This window comes from Nonomuraea sp. B19D2 (assembly GCF_040137845.1).
In the GTDB taxonomy this organism is placed as follows: domain Bacteria; phylum Actinomycetota; class Actinomycetes; order Streptosporangiales; family Streptosporangiaceae; genus Nonomuraea.
In genome coordinates, this window is the sequence record NZ_JBEFAK010000053.1 from 22,768 (window position 1) to 35,568 (window position 12,801).

16 protein-coding genes are annotated in these 12,801 nt (G+C 71.0%); 12 read left to right on the plus strand and 4 right to left on the minus strand.

Annotated features, from left to right (window positions below):
• Positions 1–256 precede the first annotated feature (256 nt).
• Entirely contained in the window at positions 257–874 is a 618-nt protein-coding gene (locus tag ABN273_RS50240; protein ID WP_349456777.1) for an ATP-dependent Clp protease proteolytic subunit, read from the minus strand.
• A 1-nt stretch (position 875) separates the two neighbouring features.
• Positions 876–1,439 carry a ClpP family protease gene (locus ABN273_RS50245; RefSeq protein ID WP_349456778.1) on the minus strand — a complete coding sequence of 188 codons (564 nt, stop codon included), beginning with the start codon at positions 1,437–1,439 and terminating at the stop codon, positions 876–878.
• A 146-nt stretch (positions 1,440–1,585) separates the two neighbouring features.
• Here ABN273_RS50245 and ABN273_RS50250 point away from each other — a divergent pair, with 146 nt between their 5' ends.
• A complete protein-coding gene (locus ABN273_RS50250) occupies positions 1,586–2,896 on the plus strand; it encodes a sensor histidine kinase (protein ID WP_349456779.1) in 1,311 nt (436 codons plus the stop codon).
• Positions 2,893–3,537 (plus strand): response regulator transcription factor, encoded by a 645-nt coding sequence (locus tag ABN273_RS50255; protein WP_349456780.1) that lies wholly within the window; start codon positions 2,893–2,895, stop codon positions 3,535–3,537. The genes ABN273_RS50250 and ABN273_RS50255 overlap by 4 nt, the downstream gene beginning before the upstream one ends.
• Positions 3,538–3,605: 68 nt before the next feature.
• On the opposite strand, the gene ABN273_RS50260 is transcribed toward ABN273_RS50255, so the two are convergent.
• Entirely contained in the window at positions 3,606–4,382 is a 777-nt protein-coding gene (locus ABN273_RS50260) for a hypothetical protein (RefSeq protein WP_349456781.1), read from the minus strand.
• A 55-nt stretch (positions 4,383–4,437) separates the two neighbouring features.
• Here ABN273_RS50260 and ABN273_RS50265 point away from each other — a divergent pair, with 55 nt between their 5' ends.
• The 6 genes from ABN273_RS50265 to ABN273_RS50290 all read left to right on the plus strand — a co-directional run bounded on the left by ABN273_RS50265 (position 4,438) and on the right by ABN273_RS50290 (position 10,310).
• The gene (locus tag ABN273_RS50265) at positions 4,438–5,439 is read left to right on the plus strand and encodes an AAA family ATPase (protein WP_349456783.1); all 1,002 of its coding nucleotides are present in this window, start codon (positions 4,438–4,440) and stop codon (positions 5,437–5,439) included.
• A complete protein-coding gene (locus tag ABN273_RS50270; RefSeq protein WP_349456784.1) occupies positions 5,436–6,371 on the plus strand; it encodes a DUF58 domain-containing protein in 936 nt (311 codons plus the stop codon). The genes ABN273_RS50265 and ABN273_RS50270 overlap by 4 nt, the downstream gene beginning before the upstream one ends.
• 64 nt (positions 6,372–6,435) lie before the next feature.
• Positions 6,436–7,383 (plus strand): VWA domain-containing protein, encoded by a 948-nt coding sequence (locus tag ABN273_RS50275; protein ID WP_349456785.1) that lies wholly within the window; start codon positions 6,436–6,438, stop codon positions 7,381–7,383.
• A 48-nt stretch (positions 7,384–7,431) separates the two neighbouring features.
• Positions 7,432–7,656 carry a hypothetical protein gene (locus ABN273_RS50280; protein ID WP_349456786.1) on the plus strand — a complete coding sequence of 75 codons (225 nt, stop codon included), beginning with the start codon at positions 7,432–7,434 and terminating at the stop codon, positions 7,654–7,656.
• A gap of 18 nt (positions 7,657–7,674) precedes the next feature.
• The gene (locus tag ABN273_RS50285) at positions 7,675–8,310 is read left to right on the plus strand and encodes an IS607 family transposase (protein WP_349456787.1); all 636 of its coding nucleotides are present in this window, start codon (positions 7,675–7,677) and stop codon (positions 8,308–8,310) included.
• Positions 8,307–10,310, plus strand: coding sequence for a zinc ribbon domain-containing protein (locus tag ABN273_RS50290; RefSeq protein ID WP_349456788.1), 2,004 nt, complete (start codon positions 8,307–8,309; stop codon positions 10,308–10,310). The genes ABN273_RS50285 and ABN273_RS50290 overlap by 4 nt, the downstream gene beginning before the upstream one ends.
• Here ABN273_RS50290 and ABN273_RS60000 read toward each other — a convergent pair.
• On the minus strand, positions 10,303–10,437 hold the full coding sequence (locus ABN273_RS60000; protein ID WP_502911279.1) for an enolase C-terminal domain-like protein: 135 nt from the start codon (positions 10,435–10,437) through the stop codon (positions 10,303–10,305). The genes ABN273_RS50290 and ABN273_RS60000 overlap by 8 nt on opposite strands.
• Here ABN273_RS60000 and ABN273_RS50300 point away from each other — a divergent pair.
• From ABN273_RS50300 to ABN273_RS50315, 4 genes are all read left to right on the plus strand, one after another.
• On the plus strand, positions 10,382–10,693 hold the full coding sequence (locus ABN273_RS50300; protein ID WP_502911282.1) for a Beta-galactosidase C-terminal domain: 312 nt from the start codon (positions 10,382–10,384) through the stop codon (positions 10,691–10,693). The two genes, ABN273_RS60000 and ABN273_RS50300, sit on opposite strands and share 56 nt — an antisense overlap.
• 94 nt (positions 10,694–10,787) lie before the next feature.
• A complete protein-coding gene (locus ABN273_RS50305) occupies positions 10,788–11,378 on the plus strand; it encodes a class I SAM-dependent methyltransferase (protein WP_349456789.1) in 591 nt (196 codons plus the stop codon).
• Entirely contained in the window at positions 11,375–11,914 is a 540-nt protein-coding gene (locus ABN273_RS50310) for a TrmH family RNA methyltransferase (protein ID WP_349456790.1), read from the plus strand. The genes ABN273_RS50305 and ABN273_RS50310 overlap by 4 nt, the downstream gene beginning before the upstream one ends.
• A gap of 38 nt (positions 11,915–11,952) precedes the next feature.
• Positions 11,953–12,750, plus strand: coding sequence for a glycerophosphodiester phosphodiesterase family protein (locus ABN273_RS50315; protein ID WP_349456822.1), 798 nt, complete (start codon positions 11,953–11,955; stop codon positions 12,748–12,750).
• Positions 12,751–12,801: the final 51 nt, after the last annotated feature.

The window sequence follows — 12,801 nt, forward strand, 5'->3', positions numbered from 1 at the left end:
GCTGACCAGGCCGAACACGAAGCAAGAGGACGCGCCGCCTCGCCGTCACGGTCATCGGGTTCGTCGCCTACGTCATGATCGACGGCGGGCGCGCCCCGCTGGACGTGGCGTCGGCGATCGCGGTGTACACGGTGGCTGCAGGAGCACCGGCGGCTCGTGCTGACGTAAGGCAGGCGTGAGGAGCCCTCACCCGGGCGTGCGGGTCCGGGCGAGGGCTCCGGTGAGGGCCCGGGGAAACGGAGGGCCGGGCGGCGGGTCAGCGGGCGGCGGTCAGGGTGCGCTTTCTGGAGGCGTAGACGTCGTCCACCAGCCCATACGTGCGCGCCTGCTCCGCCGTGAAGATCCGGTCCCGTTCGATGTCCTTCCTGATCTCCAGGAGCCCCCGCCCCGTGTGCCGGGAGAGGATCTCCTCCTGCTGGTCGCGCATCCGCAGGATCTCCCTGGCGTGGATCTCCAGGTCGCTCCCCTGACCGCGCCCGCCCTCCGCGTGCGGCTCGTGCAGCAGGACGCGGGCGTGCGGCAGCGCGGCGCGCTTGCCGGGCGCGCCCGCCGCCAGCAGGACCGCCGCCGCCGAGGCGGCCTCGCCGATGCAGACCGTCTGAATCTCCGGCCGGACGAACTGCATCGTGTCGTAGATGGCCGCCATCGCCGTGAACGACCCGCCAGGGGAGTTGATGTAGATGTTGATGTCCCGGTCCGGATCGAGCGACTCGAGCGTGAGCAGCTGAGCCATCACGTCGTTGGCCACGACGTCGTCGATGGGTGCGCCGACGAAGATGATCCGGTCCTCGAAGAGCTTGGTGTACGGGGTCATCTCCTTGACCCCGTACGAGGTGCGCTCCGTGAACGAGGGCAGCACGTAACGGCCGCTCATATCAGTTCATCCCTTCTGCGATGTGGTCGACGAAGCCGTACTCCAGCGCCTCCTGGGCGGTGAACCAGCGGTCGCGGTCGGAGTCGGCCTGGATGCGCTCCAGCGGCTGGCCCGTGTGGTGGGCGATGATCTCGGCCATCCGGCGCTTGGTGTAGAGCATGTTGTCGGCCTGGATCTGGATGTCGCTGGCCGAGCCGCCGATGCCGCCGAGCGGCTGGTGCATGACGACACGGGCGTTGGGCAGGGCGTAACGCTTGCCCTTCGCGCCCGCCGTCAGCAGCACCTGCCCCATGGACGCGGCGAACCCCATCGCCACCGTCACCACGTCACACGGAATGAACTGCATCATGTCGTAGAGCGCCATCCCAGCGGTCACGGACCCGCCCGGCGAATTGATGTAAAGCGTTATGTCGCGCCCGGGGTCTTCGGCCGCCAGCAATAGGAGCTCCCCGCAGAGCCGGTTGCAAATGTCGTCGTCCACCTCCTGGCCGAGAACGACGATGCGCTCCTTCAGCAGGCGCTGGCTGAGCTGGTCAGGCCAGGTCGCGCGCTGGGTCTCCGTCATGACCGGTCCGCCTTTCTGTGCTGTGTATTTCTGGGAAAAACGCTAGACCCGGCGGCCGGGAATTCTGCGATTATTTCGCTGGGGGCGCATTTCTCTAAGGGCGCATTCCACCCAGAGCGAATAACCATCGACATACAATCGCGGATGTGAGAAGGAAACTGCCCCGCCGGTGGGCGTGCCTCATCCTGGGCGGCGCGCTGCTGATGCCGTACATGATGGTCGGGGTCCTGGTCTCGGCCCAGTGGCAGGGACAGAACGCCAACCTGCTGCTGCCCGTCCAGATCGGGGTGTTCGTGGCGGTGTTGCCGGTGGTGGCCGTGACCGGGCTGTTCCTGCCCGTTCGCGGGCTCGAGGTGAACGCGGCGCAGGGCCTGCTCGGGGCGCACGTCGAGACCCCGCCCAGGCAGGCGGGCCGCTCCTGGCAGGAGCGCCGCCGCACCGCCGCCTGGTTCACCCTGCACCTGGCGATCGGCGGCCTGGTCAGCGGCTGCACGCTGGCGATCGTGCCGTTCACGCTGGTCACGCTCGCGCTGCCGGTCGCCGGGCGGGCGACGCCCGTCCTCGGGGTCGCGGTCGAGCCGGGATGGCCGACCGTGCCGTGGGTGGCGGGCGGGCTGGCGCTGCTCGCGGCGCTGGTCGCGGTGGCGGCGGGCACGGGCGAGCTCCTGGCCAGGCTGGCTCCCGTCCTGCTCGGCCCCACCCCGGCCGAGCGCCTTGCCGCCGCCGAGGAGCACGCCCGTACGCTCGCCGAGCGCAACCGGCTGGCCCGCGAGTTGCACGACTCGGTCGGCCACGCGCTGAGCGTCGTCACCCTGCAGGCCGCGGCCGCGGGCCGGGTCCTCGACCGCGACCCCCGGACGGCGAGGACCGCCCTGGCCGCCATCGAACAGTCGGCCCGCGCCGCCCTGGAGGACCTCGACCACGTCCTGGGCCTGCTACGAGAGGAAGAGCCGGCCACCGAGTCCCAGGGCCGCTACGCCCCCGGGGGCGCCGTCCTGCGTTCCCTGCCGACAGGAGCCTCAGCCGAAGGGCGGGAGGGCTGCGATCCAGCCGAGCGGAGCGCGCCCGATCGGGGCGGCCAGATTGCGCCGCAGGCCACGCTGGCCGATCTGGACGAGCTGGTGGCCGCCTCGGGTGCGCAGGTGCGGCAGGAGGTGGGCGACCTGTCCGCCGTGCCCGCCGTGGTCTCCCGGGAGGCCTACCGCATCGTCCAGGAGGCGCTCACCAACGCCATCAAGCACGGCCGCGGCCCCGTACACCTGACCGCCGCCGTACAGGGCGACGACCTGCGGCTCGAGGTCACCAACCCCCGGGGCGGGAACGGCGCCCGCTCCGGAGGCAGGGGCGTGACCGGCATGCGTGAGCGCGTCCGGCTACTCCGCGGCGAGCTGGAGGCGGGGCCTACCGAGGCCGGATGGAGGGTCTCGGTACGCCTGCCGCTACGGTCGAGCCCATGACGCTCAAAGTCGTGATCGCCGACGACGAGGACCTCATCCGTGCCGGCCTGCGGATCATCATCGACGCCGAGCCGGACCTGACCGTGGTCGGCGAGGCCGCCGACGGCGCCGCCGTCGTGCCCGTGGTGCGCCGCGAACGGCCCGACGTCGTCCTCATGGACGTACGCATGCCCGCACTCGACGGCATCCAGGCCACCGAGCGCCTCCTGGCCCTCGACGACCCGCCCAAGGTGCTCGTGGTGACCACGTTCGAGAACGACGACCACGTCTACGACGCGCTGCGCGCCGGGGCCAGCGGTTTCCTGCTCAAGCGGGCCAGACCGGACGACCTCGTGCGGGCCGTCAGGCTGGTCGCCGCGGGCGAGTCGTTGCTGTTCCCCGCCGCGATCCGGGCGCTGGCCGGGCGCCGCCCCCAGAGCCCGGCGCGACTGCCCGGGATCGACCGGCTGACCGGCCGCGAGGGCGACGTCCTGCGCCTGATGACCAAGGGCCTGTCCAACAACGAGATCGCCGCCGAGCTGGTCGTCAGCCAGGAGACGGTCAAGACGCACGTCGGCAACGTGCTGGCCAAGCTGGGCGCCCGCGACCGTACCCAGGCCGTGATCGCCGCCTACGAGTCCGGTTTCGTCTCACCCGGCTGAAACCCCGGGCTGGGGGCCGCTTTGGGGAGTGGAAGGGCCGCGCGGAATCACGTCACGTGAGGCTCGGATCAATGAAAGAGCGGAGACCCCTCGCCCGCGTCGTCGCCGGGCGTCTGCCCGGGTGTGACCTGCCCGCTCTGCGACGGCGACGGGGACGGGGACTGCGAGGGCCGCGGCTCGGGGCTCGCCGGCGTGGGCGGCGGCGTCGGTATGAACACCGTCGGCGGCAGCTGCCTGGGCTGCGGCTCGCTGTCGCGCCTGCCCAGCAGGAGCAGCAGCAGGATCGCCGTCACCAGCAGCACCAGCAGCACCAGCGCGAGCGCGGCCATCAGCACCCGCTTGCGGGTCTCGGTCAGCGGCCTGCGCCGCCGCGCCGGCCCGGGCAGGGCGGGCGCGCGGTCGGTCAGCCAGTACGGCACGAAATCGGGCCCATGAGCATGCCCGATGAGCGTCCCGCCCACCATGACCGGCTCCAGGAAACGTTCCGCCCCCGGCCGGCCCGGCACGTACGGCACCGCCACCCACGGCGCGTGCCCGGCGTCGAAGCCGAGCACCTCGGGCGTGCCGTCCAGCACCGCGCCCCGCGACCGGCCGGAACGTACGAACCAGCCGCGCATCCCGGACCGCTCGCCGCCGGCCTCCTTGACCGCGGTCACGAACCTGTCGCGCGCCGCCGCGTCGAACGCGGCCCCTCTGGTCAGCACGGCCAGCGACACCGCGCGCCCGTCGGGTCCCTGCCCGAGGTACACGAAGCCGGCCGGAGCCGTGTGCAAGCGGGCCTGGACCACGTATGGACCCAGCCGGGGCGGATCGCCGTACTGCAGGGGACTTGCCACGTTTGCCATGAAAGCACAGACGTGGCGTCGTGCACGTTTGCGGCGCGTTTGGTGGAATGGCGTCATGAGCGTCGCCGAAGAGTTGCCAGGCGGAAACGACGTGGGGCTGCTGCGTCAAAGTCTCGACGAGATCCGGCGTGTCATCGTCGGCCAGGACCACATGGTCGAAAGGCTCATCGTGGCCCTGCTGGCCCGCGGGCACTGCCTGCTCGAAGGAGTCCCAGGCGTCGCCAAGACCCTCGCTGCCGCCACCCTGGCCACTGTCGTGGGCGGCACGTTCGCCCGGATCCAGTTCACCCCCGACCTCGTGCCGAGCGACATCATCGGCACCCGCGTCTACCACCCGTCCAACGAGAAGTTCGATGTCGAGCTCGGCCCCGTGTTCGTCAACTTCCTGCTGGCCGACGAGATCAACCGCGCCCCCGCCAAGGTCCAGTCCGCGCTGCTGGAGGTCATGGCCGAGCGGCAGGTCACCCTCGCCGGCGTCACCCACCCGCTGCCCAAGCCGTTCATCGTGCTCGCCACCCAGAACCCGATCGAGTCCGAGGGCGTCTACCCGCTGCCCGAGGTGCAGCGCGACCGCTTCCTGTTCCGGGTACGGGTGCCGCATCCCAGCGCGCACGAGGAGCTGGAGATCCTCCAGCGGATGAGCGTCACCCCGCCGGTCCCCGAGCGGGTGCTCGACCCGGACAGGCTGCTGAGCCTGCAGGAGGCGGCCGAGCAGGTCTCGGTGCACCAGCTCGTCGCCGACTACGTGGTACGGCTGGTCATGTCCACCCGCAATCCCGCCGAGTACGGCCTGGCCGACCTCGCCGAGACCATCGAGATCGGCGTCAGCCCGCGGGCCACCCTGGGCCTGGTCGCGGCCGGTCGGGCATTGGCCCTGCTGCGCGGCCGCGACTACCTGCTGCCCGACGACGTGCGCGACGTGGCCGTGGACGTCATGTCGCACCGGCTGATGCTCACCTTCGACGCCCTGGCCGACGGCGTCGATCCCGAACAGGTCGTCAGGCAGATCCTGCACGCCGTGCCCCCGCCCCTCGTCGTCTGGAACCAGAACCGTTGAGCACGACAGCGGAGCAGGCACTACGGCGGCTGGAGCTCACGGTCACCCGGCGGCTGGACGGGCTGCTGCACGGCGCCCACCAGGGGCTGCTGCCGGGACCGGGCAGCGAGGCCGGCGACAGCCGTGTCTACGTGCCCGGCGAGGACGACGTGCGCCGCATGGACTGGAACGTCACCGCCCGTACGACGGTCCCCCACGTACGCGACCTGATCGCCGACCGCGAGCTGGAGACGTGGGCGCTGGCCGACCTGTCGCCCAGCATGGACTTCGGCACCGCCGACACCGACAAGCGCGACCTGGTGGTGGCGGCCGTCGGCGCGATCGGGTTCCTGTCGAGCAGGATGGGCGACCGCTTCGGCGCGCTGGTGCTGCACGACGAGTACGTGCACCGCATGCCCGCCCGGACCGGCCGCCCCGCCCTCTACGGGCTGCTGCACTCGCTCATGGACGCCCCGCGTGGCCGGGTCGTGCCCGACCCTCCCGACCTGGCCGAGGGCATCGAGGTGCTGTCGGCCAGCCGCAGGCGGCGCGGCGTGCGGCTGATCGTCTCCGACTTCCTCGACGCCCACCCCGACCTGGACCCCGACGCCGAACGCCCCTGGGAGCGGCCCATCAGACGCCTGGCGGCCCGCCACCAGGTGCTGGCCGTTGAGGTGATCGACCCGCGCGAGCTTGAGCTGCCCGACGTGGGCCGGGTAGCGTTCACCGACCCCGAGACCGGGAACGTACGCGAAGTGCATCTTTCACCCAAAGTTCGGCAAGCATACGCGGAGGCGGCCGCCCTGCAGCGTGAGGGCACCCGCGTGGCGCTGCGCCGCGCCGGCATCGCACACCTGGTGCTGCGCACCGACCGGGACTGGGTGTTCGACGTGGCGCAGTTCGTCCTGCGCCAGCGCCGCATGAGCCACCTCGCACACAGGAGACCCACGTGACCGAGCGAAGCGAGGGAACAATCAGACACAGCACGTTGGTCGCAAGGCCGACGAAGGAGGCCTTGTGACATTCCTCGCCCCCGGCTGGCTCTGGTTGTTCCTGCTGGTGGGGCTTCTGGTGGCCGGGTACATCGCGTCGATGTTCGCCCGCCGCCGTTACACCGTGCGCTTCACGAACCTGGCCCTGCTCAACCTGGTCGCCCCGGCCGGGCCCGGCTGGCGCCGCCACGTCGCACCGGCGCTGTTCCTGGCCATGATGGCGCTCCTGGTCGTCGGCGCGGCCAAACCCGCCGACCAGGTACGCGTGCCGCGCGACCGCGCCACCATCATGATCGCGCTGGACGTGTCGCTGTCCATGGACGCCGACGACGTCCAGCCCAACCGCATCAGCGCCGCCAAGGCCGCCGCGCAGGCGTTCGTCAGGGAGCTGCCCGACCGCTTCAACGTCGGCGTGGTGTCCTTCGCCCGCTCCGCCAACGTCGTCATCTCGCCCACCACCGACCACCAGGCCGTGGTCACCGCCCTCGGCAATCTCACCACCCGCCCGGGCACCGCGATCGGCGAGGCGGTCTTCAACTCGCTCGACTCGCTGCGCTCGTTCGACCAGCAGGCCGCCACGGACCCGCCGCCGGCCGCGATCGTGCTGCTCTCCGACGGCGACAACACCTCGGGCAGGTCAGTGAACGAGGCCATCGACGCGGCCCAGCAGGCCCGCGTGCCGGTCTCCACGATCGCGTACGGCACCCAGGAGGGCACCGTCAACATCGACGGCCGGCCGGTGAACGTGCCGGTCAACAAGCAGACCCTGCAGTCGCTGTCCGACGGCACCAGCGGCCGGGCCTACGCCGCCGAGTCCGGCAGCGAGCTGCGCGAGGTCTACGAGCAGATCGGCACCTCCCTCGGCTACAAGCTGGTCAACCAGGAGATCACCCAGTGGTTCATCGTGGCCGCGATCGTGGCCGGGCTGCTGGTGGCGGGGGCGGCGGTGCTGTTCGGGTCCAGAATCCCCTGACCCGGCATCGGAGTGCGTGAGTCACCATTCGGCGAAGGAACCGTCGCTGTGCCGCAGGAGCGGTGGGCGCCAGGCGTGGCCCTGCTCTGCGGCGGATCGCACCGCGTCCTCGTCGACGTCGACGCCGAGACCGGGTCCGCTGGGGCGTTCGATGTGACCGTCCACGAACCTGAACACCTGCGGGTCCACGAGGTAGTCGAGCAGCTCGCTGCCGCCGCCGTACTCGATGCCCAGGGTGTGAACGACTTTCGTATTCGCTATGAAAGCCTATAGTTCTGCTATGATCTCTATATGGCGCTGTTGAGGTTGGCGGCGGCGGCCAAGCGTCTGGGCGTGCACCCGACGACGCTGCGTCTGTGGGCCGACCAGGGCCAGATTCGGTTCGTATGGGTGGGCAGGTCTCAGCCCGAGCGCCGATTCGAAGAAGCGGACCTGGACGCCTTCGCTGGTGTCGCGGCAGCTCCGGTCCGGGAGCGGGTCGAGGTCGCGTACGTACGCGTATCGGATACGGCAGGGCAGGAGAGCTCGCTGGCCGCGCAGGAAGACGAACTGCGGCGCACCAGTCAGACCGGCATCGTGAAGGTCTACAAAGACAGGGCCTCGGGATTGCGGGAGAACCGCCCTGGCCTGAACAAACTGCTGACCGATGCGACGGCGGGGAAGTTCACCGTGGTGCGCGTCACCCATCAAGACCGGCTGGCACGGTTCGGGGTGGCCTGGATCACCGCGCTGCTGGCCCGCGATGGGATTAGCGTGGAGGTGCTACACGGCAAGGGCAGCGCTGGCGGCAAGGAGGAACTGCTGGCCGACTTCATGTCCCTGATCGCGACGTTCGCCGGTCGCATGTACGGCATCCGCTCCCGCGAGGCACGCAAACGACTGTTGGCACACGCCGATACGCGCCTCGAAACCAGGGGCAGTGCATGAGTAAACTCACTGCGACCGCGACCTGCACCGCCCATGGTGCAATCGTGGACAACACCGGCCAGGTCGTCCCTCAGTCACTGCTGGCCCAGCGGGTCGCCTGGCTGGCGGGCCTGGCGCGGGACCTGACCGCCGATCTGGTCGTCGCCCGGTGGAATGCGGTGGATCTGGATGTGCTGGCCTGTGGGGTCGGGCCGGACGGGCGCGCGTTGCCGGCGAAGGGCTGGATGGCTGTGCGGCGGCTGGGCTGGGGCACGACCCCCGCCCCGGGCGTGCACGTCTGCGACCGGGTAATGCGGTGCGCCCATGAGCAGGCCGCCCGCAGCTTACGGCTGGCGCTGCACCGCCGCGCCCAGGTAGAGGCGATCGTGGCGACCTGGCCGCAGAATCCACGGGCCCGCACTGAAGCCGAATGGCAGGCGCTGCGCGCTGTGCTGCCGGACGGGGTGACGGCGGCACAGGTCCGCAACCGGACCAGGCAGATCGCCGCCTACCTCGATGAGCATGAGGCGTTCCCGGCCGATCTGACCGACGTGGAGCAGCCCCCGGACGTCGCGGCACAGATCGTGCTGGCCGCCGCCGACCGGCAACTGGTCGCCCTGCAGCGCACCGGCGACCACGGCACCCGGCTGCGGGTGCGGCTGCCCCTGGTGGAATCGCCCGCCTCCGCCAAGGAGTGGGCCTGGCACCTACTGCCGATCACCCTGCCACCGACCGTCCCGCCGGAGGCGGCGCTGTGTACCCCCACCCTGCGGGTGAGAAAGGGCCGGGTGCGCGTCGACCTGCCGTTCCAGATCCCGATCAGCTTCGCGCCCGCCACCGGCCATAGGGTCGGAGTGGGGTTCGACTGGGGCTGCAACAGCCTGCTCACCGGCGTGACCGCACGTCTGACCGGCAACGGCCGGGTGATCTCGGATGGCCGGCCACTCATCTACGACGCCACCGGCGTCTGCGCCAAGCTGCACCGGCTGCGGTCCGAGCGTGAGCAACTGGCCGCCAAGCACCGGCACCAGGAAAAGCTCCTAGCCGGCGTGACCGTCGCCGATCCCCGCTTCCCAGGGTTGATGCGGGCCTACGTGAGCATCGGTGTGGAACACGAGCGGTTGTGCGCCCGCATCCGGAATCTGAACCGTGCCCTGGCCTGGTCGGCGGCCCGCTGGGCGGTCGACCAGGCGATCGCGGCCGGGGCGACGGTCATCTACCTGGAAGACCTGACCACCCTGGAAGCGCGCGGACGCCGAGGACGGGCCAACGCGCGCCTGTCCGGGCAGGTGCGCGGGCAGATCGCCGAGGCGATCCGGCACCTGGCGGCCAAGCACACCATCGCCGTGGTCACCGTCCCAGCCCGCGGCACCTCCAAATATTGTCCCCGCTGCGGAGACGGCACCTCGCTCCTCCAGCACTGCCCCGCCCCCGACCGGCTCACCGAGCAGGGCTGGAGATGGGCGTACTGCTCGGCCTGCGGGCTGTCCTGTGATCGGGACTGGGCCGCGGCCGAACGCATCCTCGCCCGCGGCCTGCTCGGCCAGAACGCCACCCGCACCCACCGCGCCACCGGCGCCCGCACCATCGCCAAGGTCGTGGAAGGCAACGTGGCCCGCGCCCGCCGAACCCGCAGGCCCACCCGGGCCGCCCGGCGCGCCCGCCGCACCCGAACCGACCTGCACCCCCGACCAGAGGCACGGGACAGATCCAAGATGCGTCCCACCCCGAAACGGCCGACCCGCACCGCGAACAACTCGGCAGAACATGCGCTGACCTCCAGCCGTGTGCCCGACCGGCGCACGGTGCCCGCCCCATTCCCCCTGGGGAGTGGACAGCGTCCGGCGGGCCAAGCACCCCAGGCGACCCACCCACCAGCGGGACGTACAGGGCTTGCACGCGATCCTCACCACCGGACCGGCTTCCACCGCGTCGCAGCCACCCCCGTACTCGCCCTGGGAGAGTACGGGGACGGCCCGCCACGACCACGCCCGCCCGATTTGCCGGAAATATTCAGGTAAATACAGAGAATCGCAGACGCTCTGCTCCTGGATTCGGTGTCGCCAGGTCGATCTGCAGGCTCGCGGCCAGGGTGATCGGCCCGAGTGGGCAGTGTGGCGCCACCGCCACGTCGTACGCCTCGGCCATCGCCGCGATCCGCCGTACTTGCGGTAAAGTCCACGCCGCGCCCGCCGGAGTCGAGGTCGCGGAACGCCGCACCGACGACCACCGCTTCCTGTTCCTCCTCAACCACGGTCAGGACAAGGCGACCGTACGGCTCGACAGGTCAGGAACCGAGCTGCTGACAGGACACGTTCTCGACGCCGGCCACGAGCTCGTCCTCGAGCCCGCCGGCGTCGCGATCGTGAAAGCACCCTCCACCGCGGCCGGCACGACCCCCTAGCGATCATCCGCCGTACCCGCTCCGGCAGCGAGCCGGGCGCCGGGGACGCCCGCGTGGGCTGAGGTCACGGGACGGTCCGGTAACGTTTTGCGATGTGGCCCACTACTTCTCCGAGCAGCCGAAGACCGCGAGCAGACCGGGATCCGTCGACCTGGTCCTGCCCGATCTGCACCTGCGGCTGGAGACCGACAGCGGCGTCTTCTCGCCGGAGCGGGTCGACGTGGGCACGCGCATCCTGCTGGAGACCGTTCCGCCGCCTCCGCAGGCGGGCGACCTGCTCGACCTGGGCTGCGGGTACGGTCCGATCGCGCTGACCATGGCCTCGCGGGCGCCCGAGGCGACGGTGTGGGCCGTCGATGTGAACCGGCGCAGCCTGGAGCTGACCGCTCGGAACGCCGAAGCCGCCCGCCTTTACAAAGTAAGGTCAGTGCATGTCGATGAAGTGCCAGATGATGTGAAATTTCGGGCAATCTGGTCTAATCCTGCGATCCGAATAGGGAAGCAGGCTCTGCACGAGATGCTCACCAGGTGGCTGACGAGGCTCACCCCCGACGGCGTGGCCTACCTGGTCGTCCAGAAACACCTCGGCTCGGACTCCCTGCAGCGCTGGCTCGGCGAGCAGGGCTGGCAGGTCTCGCGCGAGGCCAGCCGGGCCGCCTACCGCATCCTGAAGGTGACCCGATGAGAAGGCAACTGCGCCCCACCGACGTCAAGCGGCTCAACCGCACCTGGCGCAGGAACACCGGAAACCGCCTCGGCCTGATCATCGAATCGGTCACGGGGCCGTTCAACATCGGCTCCATCTTCCGCAGCGCGGCCGCGTTCGGCGTGGACGAGATCTGGCTCGCGGGCAACGCCACCCCGCCCACCAACCCCAAGGCGGGCAAGACCGCGCTCGGCACGGAACGCCTGGTCAACTGGCACGAGCCGATCCCGGCCGCCGACGCGGTCAAGGCCGCCAAGGAGGAGGGCTACGCGGTGCTGGCCATCGAGCTGACCGCGGAGGCCGTGCCGCTGCACCGCGCCGACCTGGCCCGCGACGTGTGCCTGGTGGTCGGCAGCGAGGACCACGGCTGCTCCCCCGCCCTGCTCGAGGCCGTGGACGGCGTCTGCTACATCCCGCAGGTGGGGCGGGTGGGCTCGTTCAACGTGGCGGTGGCGGCGGCCATCGCGCTGGCCGAGACCCGCCGCCAGGAGTGGGAGAATCTCCCCGAACCGTAACCGAACCGTTCACCCACGGAAGGCATACTCAGGACGTGCTGAGCCGTCGATTCGCCTTTCTCGACCATCCGGGCCCGCTGGCCTTCGCCCATCGCGGAGGCGCCGCCGAGAGCGCGGAGAACTCCGTCGCGGCCTTCGAACGGGCGGTCGCGCTCGGCTACACCTACCTGGAGACCGACGCGCACGCCACCGCCGACGGCGTGCTGGTCGCCTTCCACGACCACACGCTCGACCGCGTGACCGGCCACCGGGGCCGCATCTCGGAGCTGCCCTACCGGGCGGTCAGGCAGGCCCGCATCGGCGGGGTCCACGAGATCCCGCTGCTTGAGGACCTGCTGGGCACCTGGCCGGAGATCCGGTTCAACATCGACGTCAAGGAGGCGGCCGCCATCGCCCCGCTCGCCGAGGCGGTCCGGCGCACCAACGCCTATGACCGGATCTGCCTGACCTCCTTCTCCGACGAGCGCCTGGTGCTGGCCAGGGCGGCGCTGGGCCGGGAGGTGTGCTCGGCGCTCGGCCCGCGCGGCGTCGCCGCGCTGCGGGCCGCCGCCTCCACCTCCGGCTACGGCCGCCTGCTGGCCGGCCTGTCACGCTCCGGCGTCCCCTGCGCGCAGGTGCCGGTGGGCTTCCGCGGCCTGCGCGTGGCCACACGACGCCTGGTGCGTACGGCGCACGCCATCGGCATGCAGGTGCACGTGTGGACCGTCAACGACCCCGCCCGCATGGAGCGCCTGCTCGACCTGGGCGTGGACGGCATCATGACCGACAACGTCACGGCCCTGCGCGGCGTGCTGGAGCGCCGCGGCCAGTGGCACCCCGGCAGCCTGGCCGCGTAAAAGCACCCCCGACCCGGCAGCCTGGCCACGTACGAGCACCCCGCCCCGGCA

Bases quoted from the DNA above. Each gene is read 5' to 3' on its own strand.
- ABN273_RS50240 (WP_349456777.1), bottom strand. From the start codon at position 874: ATGAGCGGCCGTTACGTGCTGCCCTCGTTCACGGAGCGCACCTCGTAC.
- ABN273_RS50245 (WP_349456778.1), bottom strand. From the start codon at position 1,439: ATGACGGAGACCCAGCGCGCGACCTGGCCTGACCAGCTCAGCCAGCGC.
- ABN273_RS50255 (WP_349456780.1), top strand. From the start codon at position 2,893: ATGACGCTCAAAGTCGTGATCGCCGACGACGAGGACCTCATCCGTGCC.
- ABN273_RS50260 (WP_349456781.1), bottom strand. From the start codon at position 4,382: ATGGCAAACGTGGCAAGTCCCCTGCAGTACGGCGATCCGCCCCGGCTG.
- ABN273_RS50265 (WP_349456783.1), top strand. From the start codon at position 4,438: ATGAGCGTCGCCGAAGAGTTGCCAGGCGGAAACGACGTGGGGCTGCTG.
- ABN273_RS50285 (WP_349456787.1), top strand. From the start codon at position 7,675: ATGGCGCTGTTGAGGTTGGCGGCGGCGGCCAAGCGTCTGGGCGTGCAC.
- ABN273_RS50290 (WP_349456788.1), top strand. From the start codon at position 8,307: ATGAGTAAACTCACTGCGACCGCGACCTGCACCGCCCATGGTGCAATC.
- ABN273_RS60000 (WP_502911279.1), bottom strand. From the start codon at position 10,437: ATGGCCGAGGCGTACGACGTGGCGGTGGCGCCACACTGCCCACTCGGG.
- ABN273_RS50310 (WP_349456790.1), top strand. From the start codon at position 11,375: ATGAGAAGGCAACTGCGCCCCACCGACGTCAAGCGGCTCAACCGCACC.